Below are 16,633 nucleotides of genomic sequence, written 5' to 3' on the forward strand. Positions count from 1 at the left end.
GCCGAAGCCAGCGGAGTCGAGGCTAGTTTCTTGGCGGCTTGCCTCCACTCAATAAGCCTTGCATACGCTCCATGGTTTTGCGTTCTCCGCAAAGCGAAAGAAAAGCTTCTCTTTCTAATTCAAGCAAATATTTCTCACTCACCAATTGCGGATAACTTAAATCTCCACCGCAAATCACATATGCCAATTTCTCGGCAATAAACGCATCGTGGTCAGTGATATAATTGGCCATTCGCATAGACTTGATTCCTGCTTTGAAAAGTGCAATTCCAGTTTTTCCTTGCACTTTGATGTCAGTTCTACGTATTGGCTGCGTGTAACCATTTTCGGCCAATTCTATTGCCGATTGTTTGGCTTCTGCTATCAGACGGCTGCGATTTAGCACGATCTGGTCACGATTAGTTTTCAGATAATTCATATCAAAAGCTTCTTGAACTGAAGTAGAAACTTTGGCTTGGGCAATATTCATAAATGCGGCTTGCAGAATATTCAATTCGGCGTCGCCAGGTTGGTACAAATCAGAGGCCCTCAAGGCCATTTCTTTTGTTCCGCCACCTGCGGGTATCAAACCAACACCCAATTCCACCAAGCCCATGTAGGTTTCAGCCGATGCTACAACTTTGTCGGCATGAAGGTTTATTTCGCACCCACCACCTAAGGCCAAAGAGTGAGCGGCGGTAACTACAGGAATTGACGAATATCTGGCACGCATCATGGTCTCCTGAAACTGTGCAATCATGAGGTCAATCTCGTCATACTCTTGTTCAACTGCAAACATAAACAGCATAGCCAAATTTGCTCCAGCTGAAAATGCTTCCTGACTATCGTTTCCTATCACCAAACCTCTAAAATCTTTTTCAGCTAAACCATAGGCTTTATTCAAAGCTTCGATAGGTTCAGCACCCAAAGTATTCATTTTTGATTGGAATTCGACACCCAAGATACCATCCCCCAAATCAAAAATAGAAGCACCTGCGTTTTTCCAAACTACATTGGTTTTGCGGATATTGTCTAAAATAATAAATGATTCAGTACCAGGAATTACCTTATAAGATTTTGAAGGGATATCATAATACAGCTTTTTACCATTTTCTATTTTGTAGAAAGATTCACATCCAGCTGCCAGCATATCATAAACCCACTTAGCAGGTTTTTGATTTTGAGCCTCCATCATTTCTACAAAAGCCTTCACTCCTACTGCGTCTGCGGTAGCAAAAAGGCCCAATTGCCAGCCAAATCCGGCACAAATGGCGTCGTCAATTTTATATAATTCGTCTGCAACTTCAGGAATTCTGAAAGAGGCATATTTGAATGCATCGGCAAAAGTTTTTCTATAAAACTCACCTGCCTTATCTGTTCCTTTTAACAAAACAGGAATTCTTCCTGCCACCGTATCAATTCCTTTGGTGGTTTCTAAGGTCGCAAATTTCACTTTCTCAGATGGACGATATTCCATTGTCGCAAAATCCAACCCAAGTATTACTGTTTTGCCGTTTTCGTCTTTGGTCTTTTTATAAAAACCTTGGCCCGTTTTATCACCTAACCATTTGTTTTCCATCAACTTGGCCATGATGGTCGGTAATTTAAATGCCTCCACAGACTCATCGTTGGTCAAAATGGCCGAGAGATTATTGCATACATTTACGGTAGTATCAAGTCCAACCACGTCTGAAAGTCGGAATGAACCCGACTTTGGTCTACCTACTATTGAGCCAGTAAGTTTATCCACTTGCTCAATCGTTAGACCCAACTCTTCTGTGGCTCTGATGGTTTGAACCATGGCATAAATACCCAATCTGTTGGCAATGAATGCTGGAGTATCTTTGCACAAAACGGTTTGTTTTCCTAGGAAAAGGTCACCGTAATGCATCAAGAAATCTATAATAGCCTGTTCGGTTTTTGGACCAGGAATAATTTCTAAAAGTCTTAAATATCTTGGTGGATTAAAAAAGTGAGTTCCACAGAAGTTTCTCTGAAAATCCTCGCTCCTACCTTCTGCCATTAAATGAATCGGAATTCCTGAAGTATTTGAAGTTACCAAAGTTCCTAGCTTGCGGTGTTGCTCAACTTTATCGTAAATCAATTTCTTGATTTCTAGCTTTTCTACCACGACTTCAATGACCCAATCAACATCTTTGATTTTGACCATATCATCGTCAAAATTTCCCACTTTTACTTTTGCCAAAGATTTTTGGCTATAGATTGGCGAAGGACTTGCTTTACAAGCTGCTTGAAACAAATCACTTACGATTCTATTTCTTACCAAAGGACTCGACACATCCAATCCTTTGGCCTTTTCTGCATCGTTAGGTTCTTTCGGAACCATGTCGAGCAACAAAACCTCGCAGCCAATATTGGCAAAATGAAGAGCTATTCGGCTTCCCATAATACCAGCACCCAAAACGGCTACTTTCTTTATCGATTTTTTCATAAATCCTAAATTATTATTTAAAGGTCAAATAAAACAATACTATGTTTATAAAACAAAAAATAGTATGCAAGCATAACAATTACAAATCTATTACTTCCAAAATTATTATGCAAGCATACTATTAAAAAAATAATATTCTAAGCAGCCTTGGAACGAAAAACTGAATAAGATGCTTATATTTGCAGCGTTGTTGCATTTACAAATCTACTTTGATGTTAAAAAAAATCAGAAAACACTCTCATTTGCTCCATAAAACAGGAATGACCCTCTCGTTTCTGTGTTTAATACATTGCTTAGCCATGCCTTTTATAATTACCCTTTTACCTCTAGTGGCCAAGGGTTTTATGAATCATACTCTTGAGATTTTCTTGGTGGCTGGGAGTTTTGTGATTGCTGTACTTTTGCTTACGAAAGATTATAGAATTCACCGTAAAACTACTCCATTATTATTACTATTTGGGGCAAGTATTTTACAATATATTGGCCTTTTTGTTGTTATTCAAAAACAAGAATCGATGTTTGTTATTTCTGGCTCTATTTTGATGGCAATTTCCTATCTTTCCAACTGGAATTTACACCAAAAAATGTGCTCAAATCACAGACATTGAAATACAGCATTTTATGATGTTTTTATCAAATATTGGACTAAAGTATGGAGAATCGTTAGTTTTTTAATAAAAACGATGTCTTTAAAGATATTTGAAAAATAAATTATAAATTTGCACTTTCATTTAATAAAAGTATAACCCCAAAGCTTCAATGGCTGGATTTTTTAGTTTCCTTACAAGCGATATTGCGATAGATTTAGGTACTGCAAATACCTTGATTATATATAAAGACCAGATAGTGGTAGATGAGCCGTCGATCATCGCACTAGACAAGGTATCTGGCAAAGTGCTAGCCATAGGCCATAAGGCTATGCAAATGCATGAAAAAACCAACGAAAACATAAAAACTATCAGACCTCTTAAAGATGGAGTTATTGCAGACTTTACTGCTGCTGAACTTATGATCAGAGGTTTGATAAAAATGATAAATACAGGTCGTAATCTTTTCTTTTCTCCATCACACCGTATGGTGATTTGTATTCCTTCGGGAATTACTGAAGTGGAAAAAAGAGCTGTAAAGGATTCGGCAGAACACGCTGGAGCAAAAGAGGTTTACATGGTTCATGAGCCAATAGCGGCTGCAATCGGTATCGGCATAGACATTGAGCAACCAAACGGCTCAATGATTGTTGACATAGGTGGTGGTACAACAGAAATTGCAGTTATTGCACTTTCAGGTATTGTTTGTGAATCTTCTGTTCGTATTGCTGGTGATTTATTTACAAGAGATATTGTGGACTACATGCGTAGAGAGCACAACCTATTAATAGGTGAGCGTTCTGCAGAATTTATTAAGATTCAAGTAGGTTCAGCTTTACCAGACCTTGAAAATCCGCCTGCTGATATTGAAATCAGAGGACGTGACTTAATGACGGGTATTCCGAAAGAAATAAAAGTGACTTATAGCGAGATAGCTTATGCTTTGGACAAATCAATTTCTAAAATTGAAGAAGCCATCATGAGAGCATTAGAAATGTCTCCACCAGAACTTTCTGCAGATATTTATGAAAATGGAATTTATTTGACAGGTGGTGGGGCATTGTTACACGGACTTGACAAAAGACTGGAAGTAAAAACTAAGTTGCCTATTCACGTTGCAGACGATCCATTAAAAGCAGTAGTGAGAGGAACTGGCGAAATATTAAAAAATCTTGATAAATATCAGGCGGTATTGGTTCAATAATTTTTGTTAGAAAATATTTTATTAGGGTATCCATGCTTAAACAATCTGGATACCTTTTTTTTAAATATAGCAATTCATGTCTCAACTCTTCGGAATATTATATAGAATCAGACATTTTTTCATGTTTCTGTTTTTACAGATTACATGCTTTTATCTGATTTCCAAAAACAGCGTTTATTGGGACGTTACATTTTTTAACACCACAAACTCTGCAGTAGCTAAGTCTCTCAGAGTTTCGCAAAATGTTAGAGAATTTATGAACTTAGGCAAGGTGAACGACCAACTTGCTTTGGAGAACAAGAAACTGAGAGAAGAACTTTCAAAATCTCATGAACTAGTCGCTCTTAAGGAGGTTGGTTACAAGCCAGATTCTACAATGGCTGGAAGATTTAATTTTTTAGTTGCCAAAGTTATCAGTAGTACCGAAAACCTCACTGATAATTATATCACACTCGATAAAGGAACCAAAGATGGAATAAAACCAGGAATGGGAGTTATTTGTCCTCAAGGTGTCGTGGGTCAAGTGATGTCATGCAACGAAAACTTCTCGCGTGTTTCGTCCATATTGCATTCTAATTTTCAGGTTTCATCCGAGATTCTTGGAAAAAACCTTAGAAAAGAAAACGTAACAGCATTAGGCATTGGTAAATGGGGCGGCACAAATCCAAGTATTTTGCAGCTGACCACTGTGGATAGGTTTAAACCAATAAGCAAAGGAGATAGCGTGGTAACTTCTATGCAGAATTCTATTTTCCCGCCAAGGATTATGATTGGCAGAGTGAGTAAAATTTCAGCATCCCCAAGCGAAGCGTTTTTTGATATTAATGTAAGACTTTCTACTGATTTCTCAAGTTTGGTATATGTATATGTAGTCAACAACAAACTGATAGATAAGCAAAGTCAAGTAGAAGCAAAACCCGCAAATTAAGTGAATACTCAAACATTATTTAAAGTTATTGGAACTGTTGCATTATACTTGTTTTTGCAAGTGTTTATAGTACGCAACCTAGTATTTTTTGAGGTGGCATTTTGTTTTGTATATATCTCAATTATATTGTTTTTGCCGAGCAACACCCCTGTGTCAATTGTTCTTTTGATAGCTTTTTTGTCTGGACTTGCTGTAGATTTATTTTATAACACAGCAGGTATGCATGCCTCAGCAAGTTTACTGTTGGCTTTTTTGAGAAGTTATATCATCAAGATATTGTTCCCAACCAAAGGACTTGACACCGAACTTGTAATATCATTAGATGGTATGGGAATGGAAAGATTTATCAGATATATTATTATTCTAACTTTCATCCATCACCTTTACTTATTTTTCCTCGAAGCTGGTTCTCTTAAGTATTTCCTCAATACTTCGCTAAAAGTTGTAGCAAGTGTTTTGTTTACTTCAGTTGTAACTTTCCTCCTTCATGTATATTTTAAAAGTCTTCAAAATTCTTAATAGATGCATTTTTTACGGTTTTGGGTGTTGGTGAGTGGTGTATGTTTGATGTTTGGGTGTAACAAAAATGAAAAGCCCGAAACTGTCAAAAAACCTGTAGAGAAAGTACTCACTGATCGTGAAATAAAAAAAATCAAAAAAGAAATCAACGCCGATTACAAAACTCTGTTGATTTCAGAAATCATAAATAAAAAAATACGTTCTGGCTTTAACGGAAGCGTCCTAGTAGCCCAAAAGGGAGTTGTTTTATATGAAAATGCATCTGGATTTGCAAAAGACACCATTCCAAATACCAAAGACTCTAAATTTCAATTAGCCTCACTTTCCAAAACCTTTACAGCAGTGGCCATAATGAAAATGGTGCAAGATGGTCAAATTGGCCTAGACAATACTGTAAAAGACTACTTCCCGAAATTTCCTTATGATGGAGTAACTATCAGAAGCTTACTTTCACACCGCTCGGGTTTACCCTATTATCAGTATGAGTTTGATCTGAAAGTGAGAACCGAAAAAATATACCCTACCAACACACAGATGATGGATTGGTTTGGATCGGCTGCACCAGCACCCAAACCTCTCAATATGCCGGATCATTTTTTCACTTACAACAATACCAATTTTGCGGTATTGGCAGCGATAGTAGAAAAAGTCTCAGGCAAAAGCTTCGATGAATACCTTAGGGAAAAAATTCTTTTGCCCGCCGGTATGACAAACACATTCACTGGTGTTTCTAAAAATCCTATGTTAAATGTAAACAAAACCGTAGGATACCAGAACGGAAGAAAGCTTGAGAAGGATTTCTATGACGATATAATGGGCGACAAGGGTGTATACTCTACTACTAGTGATTTGTTAAAATGGTATAACGTACTGAAATCCGAAAGTGTTTTAAGCAAAGAGAATCTAAGAGAAATGTACACACCGAGAAGTTTTGAGCATCCTGGTCTTAGAAATTATGGATATGGTTTTAGGCTGTGGGTTAACGAATTGCAACAGACAGACTATATCTACCACACTGGGTGGTGGAAAGGCTACAATACTATAATGTTTTTTGATTTAAGAGAAGATTTTGTAGTAATTTTGTTAAGCAATAAGTACAACAGAGACGTATATAATGTTAAAGAAATAGTGAGCATTTTACACGGAAGAGATAAACAGAGTACTTTAGAAGAAAATATTTTGGATCAGTAAATATTAACCAAACCAATGAAAAAGTATGTCATTTTACTTGCAGTAGTGTTTTTATCTGCCTGTAATTCAAAAACCGCCAAAGAATATAGCAAGGTTACCGATAACCCAGAGTTTATACACGATGCCTACGAAAAACTTACTGACGTAATCATTCATGACATATTTTCGCCTCCGGTCTCATCAAGAATTTATGCTTATGCTACTATAGCTGGTTATGAAGCGTTAATTCCTGGTAATTCAAACTACCAAACGATGGCCGGCCAACTAAATGGCTTAGAAGGATTTCCGAAACCGGAAGCCGGAAAAGAATATTGCCACTCATTGGCAAGTGTAAAGGCAATCATGACCATTGCCCGAACGCTAACTTTTACGGTTACAAAATACGACGACTTCGAAAAGCAAACTTATCAACAGTTTAAGGATGCGGGCGTGCCTTCTGATGTTTACGATAGATCAATGGAGTTTGGAGAAGCAGTAGCCAAGCATGTTTTGGCTTATTCTAAAAAAGACAATTACCTACAAACTAGAGGATTGAGATACTCAGTAAAATCATCTGGTGACAAATGGGTACCTACTCCGCCACAATACGCCGACGCCATGGAACCTTATTGGCCGACCATAAGGACATTGGCTATTGACTCAGCTGGTCAGTTTCAGCCTGCTCCAGTAATTCCTTTTTCAAAAGACCCCAACAGTGCTTTCAGAAAAGAAGTTAAGGCCGTTTATGAGACAGTAAACAATTTGACACAAGAACAAAAAGATATCGCTTGGTTTTGGGACGATAACGCATTTGTGATGAACGTGCAAGGTCATGTAATGTTTGCTAATAAAAAAATGACTCCTGGAGGACATTGGATGGCCATTACAAGAACAGCCTGCCAACAAACAAACAAGAATATTTACGAGGCTCAAGATGCTTATTTAAGAGTTGCGATTTCGTTATTTGATGGTTTTATAGCCTGCTGGCATGAAAAATACAGAACTGAAAAAATTAGGCCTGAAACTGTAATAAATGCTGATGTTGACCCTAAATGGATGCCGTTTTTGCAAACTCCACCGTTTCCAGAATACACATCAGGTCACAGTACAATTTCTGCTGCATCGGCAGAAGCATTGACGGCATGTTTTGGAGATAACGTGGCTTTTACAGACTCTACAGAGTTTAAATATGACCATGGCGTAAGGAAATTTGCCTCGTTTAGAAAAGCCGCCGAGGAATCATCTATCAGTAGGGTGTATGGTGGTATTCACTACCAGTCGGGTTGTGATGAAGGTAACAAGGCCGGCACCAAACTTGGGCAGTTCATAGCCGCCAAGCTAAAGACAAAAAAATAAGAACGAAACAAAAGCCCTGAAAATGGGCTTTTGTTTTTTTAATATATTCAAGAATGATTTATATAGTTTTACGACAGTTTATAAGATTTGTACTAAGGTTTTATATCAAAAAAGTAGAGGTAAATGGAATGGAGAATTTGCCACTTCATGGAGCAGTTATGTTGGCAGGCTTTCACCCCAACTCATTTTTAGACGCCCTTATCATAAATTGTAAGGTAGATAGACCAATATGGTCTTTGGCTCGCGGCGATGCTTTCAAAAAACCTATTGCTCGCAAAATCCTTTCTCAATTTTTTATGATGCCCATATACAGAATTTCTGAAGGCAAAGAGTATTTGGGCAAAAATGACGAGACATTTGAGCGTTGTTCGGAGATTTTTAAGAATAAGAGCCAAGTATTAATTTTTAGCGAAGGGCTTTGCTCTAATCAAACCGAACTATTACCCCTAAAAAAAGGAACCAGCAGATTAGCTATGCAAACTTGGATGTCAGGTTCAGACATGGTAATTGTGCCAGTGGCAGTAAACTATGACGAATTTAGTAAAATTGGCAAAAACATAACACTAAACTTTGGGCCGGCTATTAAAAAAGCCGACTTTGACGAGCTCGCCATGGATGGAAAGGCCATTAAGACTTTTAATGAAAAATTAACTACGGGGTTGACAAAATTGGTTAGAAGGGACTTTAATCCGGCCACTTTTGGTAGTTCTTGGTTTTTTTACTTGACTTATATACTACACTATCCTTTACATTTACTTTTGGGTGCGTTTGTGAAAGCAAAAACCAAAGGAACCGTTTTTTACGATTCTATTTATGTGGGCTTCTTAATTGTAACTTTACCCCTTTATTGGCTTGGCTGTTATTTTATTTTGAGAACCTTTATATAAAAAATTCTTGAGCGATATTTCTAAAAAAGGGCTTTTGTATATGCTAGGGGCGGCATTTTGTTTCTCTGTCTCTGGTGCATGTACCAAAGTCTTAGGTAAAAGAATCAGCTCTGTAGAGTTGGTCTTTTTTAGAAATATTATAGGTGTGCTTTTTGTACTTTTCACTATTTATAGACGGCCGTTGGTTCAAGTTGGAGGCAAAATGAGCCTTTTGATTTTCAGAGGGGTTATTGGCACCTTGGCACTTTACACCTTCTTTTTTAGTATAACAAAAATCGGTCTTGCAGAAGCCATTACCTACCAGCAATCCTATCCAATTATTCTGGCTCTGTTGGGTGGTTATTTTCTAAAGGAAAAACTTGATTTTAAAAACTGGTTGGCAGTCATTGTCGGTTTCATTGGTATTTGCTGTATATTTTTACCACAGTTTAGGATTGACATCACCTCTATAAAATACCACACTTTTGGGCTCGCAAATGCCATAATGACGGCACTTGCTTATATGAGTATAAAGCAATTAAGTGGCTATTACGACTCCCGCTCGATTGTATTATCCTTTATGTTTTCGGGCATAGTATTACCTATCATTTCGATGGTTTTGGGGCAATATATTTATATCGATTCTCTAGCTTTTCTATTTGGCGGTTTCAACTGGCCAATGGGCGTGGAATGGCTCTGGATTATTACGCTTGCTTTATCAGCTTTAGCTGGTCAAATACTTCTGACCAAGGCATTTACCTATGGCAATACTGGCGAAGTATCAGCCATTGGCTATAGCAATATCGTGTTTTCTGTAATGTTTGGGATAATACTCGGTGATTCCTTTCCAAACGCTATAAGTCTTTTGGGCATTTTGCTTATTATAGCCTGTGGTGTCTATATTTCTTTCAGAAAAAATGAGGTAAAGCCGGCGGAATAATTCAGACTAAAGATTTGGCAATTCTCGGTCCATCCACACCAATCTTTGTTTCAGCCAATTTTTGATTAAAACAATCTCTTGGTCATGACTACCCTTGGTATCATTAGGTTCTATTCTTTTATTCAAGATTTTCCAACGGTCAAAATTCCGCTCAAGGGCTTTTGTGTTTTTAAGATATTTTATCTGACTATCAATGCTTTGAATCAATACTACTTCTGAAAATTCCTTTTTTCTCAAGGCATTCCAGCGGGAATTTAGTTTTTCTACAAATAATTTATCTTGCAAAAGTCTCGGCCACCAAAACGGTACAACCCACATATCGTCACCACAATATTTATTGTATTCAAAAATCCAATAGTTCTGATTTTCCTCATTCATGTTATAACAAAAACCTTTGCTGCCGAGAGAAAGGTCAAAGTCCCAAATTGGACCCATTTTGAGCTTTTCTCCCTTTTGTTTTTGCAAATAGGTGCTTATTCTGTATCCATCAAAGTTTTGAAAAAGCTCTGTCAGTAGGAAATAATCTACGAAGCTATCTTCGTCTATGTATTTTCTAAAGCCTAGGTTTGGCTCCGAAAAATCAGATGAAGCCAAGCTTTTCTCAAACTGATGCATATAGTTTTCGATGTAGGCCTTTTGTGGTTCTGAGATAGTAGTGGGTTTTGGGTAATCGTATAGAAAGTGAATTTTTGTGTTTTTAGAAACCTTCCCCAACTGGTCATATTTAGAAGTAATCGCATTCGATTCGTTATAATCATCTTGATTAGAATACCCTGCTCCGACCGTTTTATCTATTTTCAAAATATAGCCCCCGGAAATAGAATCTGTGGCAGAAGTTTTAGACGATAGTTTTGAAACATTTACTCTTTCTTTTCCTCTTTTTATTTTCTCCATCAACACATAAAGACCTTTGAAGTCGCCATTGATTTCTACTTCCACAAACTTGGTTTTGGATGCATATCGGCCGATGTTATTAGAAACTTGATAAGCCAACACATTTCTTATCAACGACTTATCGGCATATGGCCCATGTAGAATCCAATCCTCCTCAGCCGACATATTTAGCACGGACTTAGAAACTCCATTATTTGATTCATCCCAAAGTTCTATCCCATAAGACTTTTTTTCATAGAACATTTGGGACACCGCACCCCGATATTCTATGCCTATTTTAGAAGAAAAAAGCAAACTGTCCTTTATGAAAATCTGCATTTGAGCTTCCGTTTTGGGCTCGTCTTTGATTTTTTTACTTGACGAAATCTTTATTAGCGGAATCGGTTCTCCAAAAACCTGAAGTGCTTTATGAATAGATTCTTCAGAGCTGCCACCACACGAAAACAGCACGACAATTATTAAGAGAGTCTTGTACATTTTATAGATGAATGGGTTTTCTTTAAGGAAATTAAATCATAGATAACGAAACGAGATTCAATTTTACATATTGTAAAAAGGACTTAAAATGTCTCATATATTCCTATACCCCGCTCTCATCCAAAGCCTCCCCGACTTTTTGTTTAATAATGGCCTCAACTTTAGTCTTCTGAGTATTAAAAACAAACCATAGAATCAAATAAATGGCTATCAAAATGGCATAGCCAGCCCAAATGGTTTCAGTAAAATAATTGATTCCTATGGCCAAAAGTATATTTAGAAAGAAAAATACCATTACAAGGAAAACGGCCATGACGATTTTTACAACAAGCCCAGAAATAAGCCCCTCAATTTTTTCCTGAACCTCCAATTTCTTGAGTTCAAACTTGGCCTCTATAAGTTTTACTAGATTATCCTTTAGCTCATCTATTTTGAAATAATCAGATATCGATGACTTTATACTCATAATTTTTTATCAATTTAAACGGCATCTACGTTTACAACTACTTGCACCGATTTGAATTTTTTTTCGGTAACCAAATTTACTATTTCTTTTTGTAGAAACGCTTTTGTAGCCTGAATATTCATTTTGTCCTTCTCCAGTTTGAGCCAAACCTCAAAAAGATATTTGTTCCTAATACGCTCTACCAATGCTTTTTCTGGACCCATAACGCGGGTTTTACCAAGCTGATTCTCCAAGGCCTGAGCAAGCCTAGCGGCTGCTTGATGGGCCAAAGTTTGATTTATATCCTTAACAGTAATCTCAATAATTCTCGAAAATGGCGGATAATTATACCCCTCTCTATCAATAACCTCAGATTCATAAAAACCCTCGTAATCGTTCTGAAGTACAAACTGCAAAATTCTATTTTGTGGGCTACCCGTCTGTATCAACACCCTGCCTTTTTGCTCCCTCCTACCGGCTCGACCGCTCACTTGGGTAATCAGCTGAAACGCTCGCTCGGCAGCCCGAAAGTCAGGGAAATGAATCATCTTGTCGGCATTGTAAATTCCTACCAAGCTCACATGGTCAAAATCTAGGCCTTTTGAGACCATCTGCGTACCTACCAACACATCCACCTCTCCTTTTTCAAACTCCCCGATGATATTTTGATAGGCATTTTTTGACCTTGTGGTGTCCAAATCCATCCGTAATATTTTGGCTTCTGGAAATATTTCATAGAGGTCTTCCTCAATCTTTTCTGTACCAACTCCCATCGCCTTTACCTTGGTAGATCCGCAGTCGGGGCAGATTTTCGGAACAGATTCTTTGTGTCCACAATAATGACAAACCAAAGTCTTCTCTGCCAAGTGATAAGTGAGCGAAACCGCACATTGGTCGCAGTGCCCTATCCAGTTACACTCTTGGCAATTGAGATACGGAGCATAACCACGTCTGTTCAAAAAAATGATGGTCTGTTGCTTATTAGCCAAGTTTTGGGACATTTCGGCCAAAAGCTCCGAACTAAACTCCTTTACAATCGTCTTTTCTTTCCGTTCTTTTTTCATATCCACCAGCCTAATATCTGGCAGCTGAGCATCTCCGTATCTTACATTTAAACTAACCAATCCATATTTGCCGTTTTTTGCCTGAAAAAAAGACTCAATGGAAGGTGTAGCGGAGCCAAGAAGCACCTTTGAACGAACCTTCAGAGCCAGCATAATGGCCACATCACGAGCATGATAGCGGGGAGCTGGGTCAAACTGTTTGTATGAAGACTCGTGCTCTTCGTCCACTATAATGAGACCCAAATTGGTAAATGGCAGAAAAATAGCCGACCTTACACCCACCACAAACTGAAACTTACCGTCTAAGACACCTTTCCAAACTTCCACGCGTTCGTTGTCAGAAAACTTAGAGTGATAAACGCCCATAGAATCACCAAAAACAACCCTTAATCGATTCACTATTTGGGTAGTGAGGGCGATTTCAGGCAACAAAAACAAGACCTGCGAACCCGAATCCAAAACTTTCTGAATAAGATCAATATAAATTTCTGTCTTGCCCGAGCCCGTAATACCATGAAAAAGTACCACTTCGTTCTGGGTGAAAGAGTCCATTATTTGGTCGGATGCTTTTTGCTGTGGCTCCGAAAGTTGCATTTGAGCCTGAGAGCCTAGGTCCTCTCCATCAAATCTAGATACCACAATATCGAATTCCTCAAAAATACCCTTGTCCAAAAGAGTTCTGAGAGACGATTCCGAAATATCAGCGGCCTTAAGCGTACTTTTCGCTAGACCCTCTTTGTTTCTATAATGTAGCTCATTAATAGGTATATGGCTCAGATATTCCAACAAAACCTCCTGCTGTTTGGTGCTTTTTTCAAGCTTTTCTATAAAAGCTAAAATCTCCTCTGTACCTTCGTAGACTCTCTTCAGGCGTATTTTCTTGACAATCTTCGGCCGATATTTATCTTTTACTTCTTCAAAAAGTATAATGGCATGCTTGGCCACCAGCTCTTTTATGGTTTTATTGATGTTTTGCTTATCTAATAATCGACCAACTTCATCGTAGCTTAGAGATTCCTCTTTTAGAAGTACCTCCATCAGTTGCGTTTCCTGTTCAGACAGTAACTCGGGATGTGCAAAATCAGGATTATACTGAATTCTAGACTGACTGCTGATTTTTAATCCTGCTGGCAATGCTATATTCATCACTTCGCCAACATGACACATATAGTACTCCGCTACCCACTCAAAGAGCCACAGCTGGGATGCCGTAACAACCGGTTCAATATCAAGCAGTTCTTGTACATACTTGGCTTGATACTTGGGCGGAGGATTGGTATGAATTTTAACAATAACGGCTGTCAAAACCCGTGACTTACCAAACTCAACTACGACACGAGAGCCAACTTTTGCAGATTGACTCATCTCTCGTGACAAACGATACGTAAAGTACTGAGGTATGGGAACTGGCAATACCACATCCACAAAAAAAGTCTGCTCTACCTCTGAAAATTCGCTACTCTCACTTATCATGTACAAATTTAAAATTTGAGGCTTGAAAACAATAAAAATATCAGAAATTATATAGTTAAACTTTAAAACTAAAAGAATCAAGCAATCCAAAAGTTGAAATTTCTCGTAGGTTTGTTTAAGGATGAAAAAGAAAGATTAAACAATATAATTGTATTTATTCAAGATATCATTAAACCAAATTAAGTTTTGTTTAATGTTTGGAAAAATAAGTTAAACATAATTTTTTCTTTTGTTTAATCTTTTTAACATTTGTTTAAACAAATTAAAACAATCAAATGACTGCGATAGAATTTAATTATGCTTTACAAACCAACACCAAAACGCTCAAGCCATTTGCGATGCGGTTGACAAAAAATTATGACGATGCCAATGATTTGGTACAAGATACATTGGTAAAGGCGTTTTTAAATAAAGACAAATATTCCGACGGCACCAATCTAAAGGCATGGTTGTTTACTATCATGAAAAACACCTTCATAACGAATTATCAAAGAATGATGCGTAAAAATACCATCATAGACACTAGTGATAATTTGCACTACATAAACTCCTCCGACAGTATTGTTCAAAATGATGCTTATGGTAATTTTGCCAACGAGGACATCACCAAAGCACTTGAAAAATTGGACGACACCTACAAAGAACCTTTCATGATGTATTTTAATGGTTTTAAATATCATGAAATTGCCGAAAAAGTGGCGATTCCGATTGGTACTGTTAAAAATAGAATACATTTGGCAAGAAAAGAGTTAAAAGATAGACTCAAGATTTATTCTAATACACAAACGGCTTAATTTAGGGAGAAAGATTTGGAAAAAGTAATCGTAATTGGCTCTGGTTTTGCAGGAATTTCTGCCGCAACAAAACTCGCAAGTTCAGGTTTTGATGTGACAGTTTTGGAAAAAAACGCCGATTTCGGTGGCCGAGCGAGGGTTTTTAGCGAGTCCGGATTTAAGTTTGACATGGGTCCGAGTTGGTACTGGATGCCAGATGTCTTTGAGCGGTATTTTGCCGAGTTTGGCAAGAAACCATCTGACTATTATAAACTCGTCCGACTCGACCCATCCTATAAAGTCATTCTTACCAACGGCAAGGAAGTTGACTTACCCGCAAATTTGCAGGACCTTAAATCTCTTTTTGAGAAACTTGAGCCAGGGTGCGGAGAAAGCTTTGATGCATTTTTTGAAGAGGCCAAATACAAATACATTACCGGAATGGGTGAATTTGTGTGGAAGCCTTCTCTCTCTATTAAAGAATTTTTTGATTTTCGTCTCTTAACAAAAGCCATTAGTTTAGACCTTTTTGCATCGTTTGGAAAACACCTAAGAAAATTCTTCAAAAATGATGATTTACTGAAGATTTTAGAATTTCCAGTATTGTTTTTAGGAGCTACTCCAAACGATACTCCCGCCTTATACAGCTTGATGAATTATGCCGAAATGGCCCTTGGTACTTGGTATCCGATGGGCGGCATGCACGAAATCATTAAAGGCATGGTGAGTTTGGCCGAAGAAAAAGGTGTGAAATTTATAAGCAACCAGGAGGTAAAAGAGATTGTTTCAGTAGATAATGTAGTAAGTAAAATAATTACCAAAGATCAGGTGTATTACGCTGATGTGGTGGTAAGCGGTGCTGACTATGAGCATACAGAAAGTTTGCTGAATGGACATCGAAACTACAGCCAAAAATATTGGAACAAACGATTGATGGCCCCATCGTCTTTGCTCTATTATGTTGGAATAGACCGCAAAGTGGACAAACTTGAACATCATAACCTGTTCTTTGATGAGGATTTCAATTTGCATGCCGATGAGATTTATAAAAATCCCAAGTGGCCATCTAAGCCCTTGTTTTATGTTTCAGCACCGTCCAAAACCGACCCATCGGTGGCTCCAGAAGGAAAAGAAAACCTATTTCTATTGATACCTATTGCTCCTGATTTGGAAGATGACGAAAAAACGAGAGAAAAATATTTCGATATCATGATCGAAAGATTAGAGAAATACGTAAATCATGATATCAGAAGCCATGTAATTTATAAAAAAAGTTACGCTGTGAGTGACTTTAAGGCAGATTACCATGCTTTTAAAGGAAATGCTTACGGCCTAGCCAATACACTTTTACAAACAGCATTTCTTAAACCCGCACTAAAAAATAAGAACTTGAAAAATATGTATTACACCGGCCAACTTTCTGTCCCAGGTCCAGGCGTCCCTCCTGCACTCATTTCGGGCTTAGTGGTAGGGGAGTATATTTCTAAAAATCATTAAAACCCCGTT

Annotated in this window: 14 protein-coding genes; 10 read left to right on the top strand and 4 right to left on the bottom strand. The window is 37.8% G+C overall.

Features of this window, described 5'->3' with window-relative positions; translation table 11 throughout:
- Nucleotides 1-22: 22 nt before the first annotated feature.
- Nucleotides 23-2,431 carry a 3-hydroxyacyl-CoA dehydrogenase/enoyl-CoA hydratase family protein gene (locus EGI26_RS15190; protein ID WP_255079712.1) on the bottom strand — a complete coding sequence of 803 codons (2,409 nt, stop codon included), beginning with the start codon at nucleotides 2,429-2,431 and terminating at the stop codon, nucleotides 23-25.
- Between the two features lie 212 nt (nucleotides 2,432-2,643).
- On the opposite strand from EGI26_RS15190, the gene EGI26_RS15195 reads away from it, so the two are divergent.
- From EGI26_RS15195 to EGI26_RS15230, 8 genes are all read left to right on the top strand, one after another.
- Nucleotides 2,644-3,039: a MerC domain-containing protein gene (locus EGI26_RS15195; protein WP_255079713.1), complete on the top strand. Its 396-nt coding sequence runs from the start codon at nucleotides 2,644-2,646 to the stop codon at nucleotides 3,037-3,039.
- Nucleotides 3,040-3,190: 151 nt separating this feature from the next.
- On the top strand, nucleotides 3,191-4,222 hold the full coding sequence (locus tag EGI26_RS15200) for a rod shape-determining protein (protein WP_255035915.1): 1,032 nt from the start codon (nucleotides 3,191-3,193) through the stop codon (nucleotides 4,220-4,222).
- A gap of 76 nt (nucleotides 4,223-4,298) precedes the next feature.
- Nucleotides 4,299-5,150, top strand: a complete 852-nt coding sequence (gene mreC, locus EGI26_RS15205) for a rod shape-determining protein MreC (RefSeq protein ID WP_255079715.1) — start codon at nucleotides 4,299-4,301, stop codon at nucleotides 5,148-5,150.
- Nucleotides 5,151-5,669, top strand: a complete 519-nt coding sequence (locus EGI26_RS15210) for a hypothetical protein (RefSeq protein ID WP_255079716.1) — start codon at nucleotides 5,151-5,153, stop codon at nucleotides 5,667-5,669. It abuts the gene before it with no gap.
- A 3-nt stretch (nucleotides 5,670-5,672) separates the two neighbouring features.
- Nucleotides 5,673-6,860: a serine hydrolase gene (locus tag EGI26_RS15215; protein WP_255079717.1), complete on the top strand. Its 1,188-nt coding sequence runs from the start codon at nucleotides 5,673-5,675 to the stop codon at nucleotides 6,858-6,860.
- A 15-nt stretch (nucleotides 6,861-6,875) separates the two neighbouring features.
- Complete coding sequence (locus EGI26_RS15220; RefSeq protein WP_255079718.1) at nucleotides 6,876-8,195, top strand: vanadium-dependent haloperoxidase; 1,320 nt, start codon at nucleotides 6,876-6,878, stop codon at nucleotides 8,193-8,195.
- Nucleotides 8,196-8,248: 53 nt separating this feature from the next.
- A complete protein-coding gene (locus EGI26_RS15225) occupies nucleotides 8,249-9,082 on the top strand; it encodes a 1-acyl-sn-glycerol-3-phosphate acyltransferase (RefSeq protein ID WP_255079720.1) in 834 nt (277 codons plus the stop codon).
- 7 nt (nucleotides 9,083-9,089) lie between these two features.
- Nucleotides 9,090-10,001: a DMT family transporter gene (locus EGI26_RS15230; protein WP_255079721.1), complete on the top strand. Its 912-nt coding sequence runs from the start codon at nucleotides 9,090-9,092 to the stop codon at nucleotides 9,999-10,001.
- 6 nt (nucleotides 10,002-10,007) lie between these two features.
- On the opposite strand, the gene EGI26_RS15235 is transcribed toward EGI26_RS15230, so the two are convergent.
- The 3 genes from EGI26_RS15235 to priA form a co-directional block, all read right to left on the bottom strand.
- Nucleotides 10,008-11,372, bottom strand: a complete 1,365-nt coding sequence (locus EGI26_RS15235) for a CotH kinase family protein (protein ID WP_255079722.1) — start codon at nucleotides 11,370-11,372, stop codon at nucleotides 10,008-10,010.
- A gap of 103 nt (nucleotides 11,373-11,475) precedes the next feature.
- Nucleotides 11,476-11,838 carry a phage holin family protein gene (locus EGI26_RS15240; RefSeq protein ID WP_255079724.1) on the bottom strand — a complete coding sequence of 121 codons (363 nt, stop codon included), beginning with the start codon at nucleotides 11,836-11,838 and terminating at the stop codon, nucleotides 11,476-11,478.
- Between the two features lie 14 nt (nucleotides 11,839-11,852).
- Nucleotides 11,853-14,354 carry a primosomal protein N' gene (gene priA, locus EGI26_RS15245; protein WP_255079725.1) on the bottom strand — a complete coding sequence of 834 codons (2,502 nt, stop codon included), beginning with the start codon at nucleotides 14,352-14,354 and terminating at the stop codon, nucleotides 11,853-11,855.
- A gap of 275 nt (nucleotides 14,355-14,629) precedes the next feature.
- Here priA and EGI26_RS15250 point away from each other — a divergent pair, with 275 nt between their 5' ends.
- Together EGI26_RS15250 and EGI26_RS15255 are read left to right on the top strand one after the other, a co-directional pair.
- Nucleotides 14,630-15,148 (top strand): RNA polymerase sigma factor, encoded by a 519-nt coding sequence (locus EGI26_RS15250; RefSeq protein WP_255079726.1) that lies wholly within the window; start codon nucleotides 14,630-14,632, stop codon nucleotides 15,146-15,148.
- 15 nt (nucleotides 15,149-15,163) lie between these two features.
- Nucleotides 15,164-16,624 (top strand): NAD(P)/FAD-dependent oxidoreductase, encoded by a 1,461-nt coding sequence (locus EGI26_RS15255; protein ID WP_255079728.1) that lies wholly within the window; start codon nucleotides 15,164-15,166, stop codon nucleotides 16,622-16,624.
- The last annotated feature ends 9 nt before the right edge of the window (nucleotides 16,625-16,633 follow it).

The organism is Lacihabitans sp. CCS-44, assembly GCF_024343735.1.
Taxonomy (GTDB): domain Bacteria; phylum Bacteroidota; class Bacteroidia; order Cytophagales; family Spirosomataceae; genus Leadbetterella.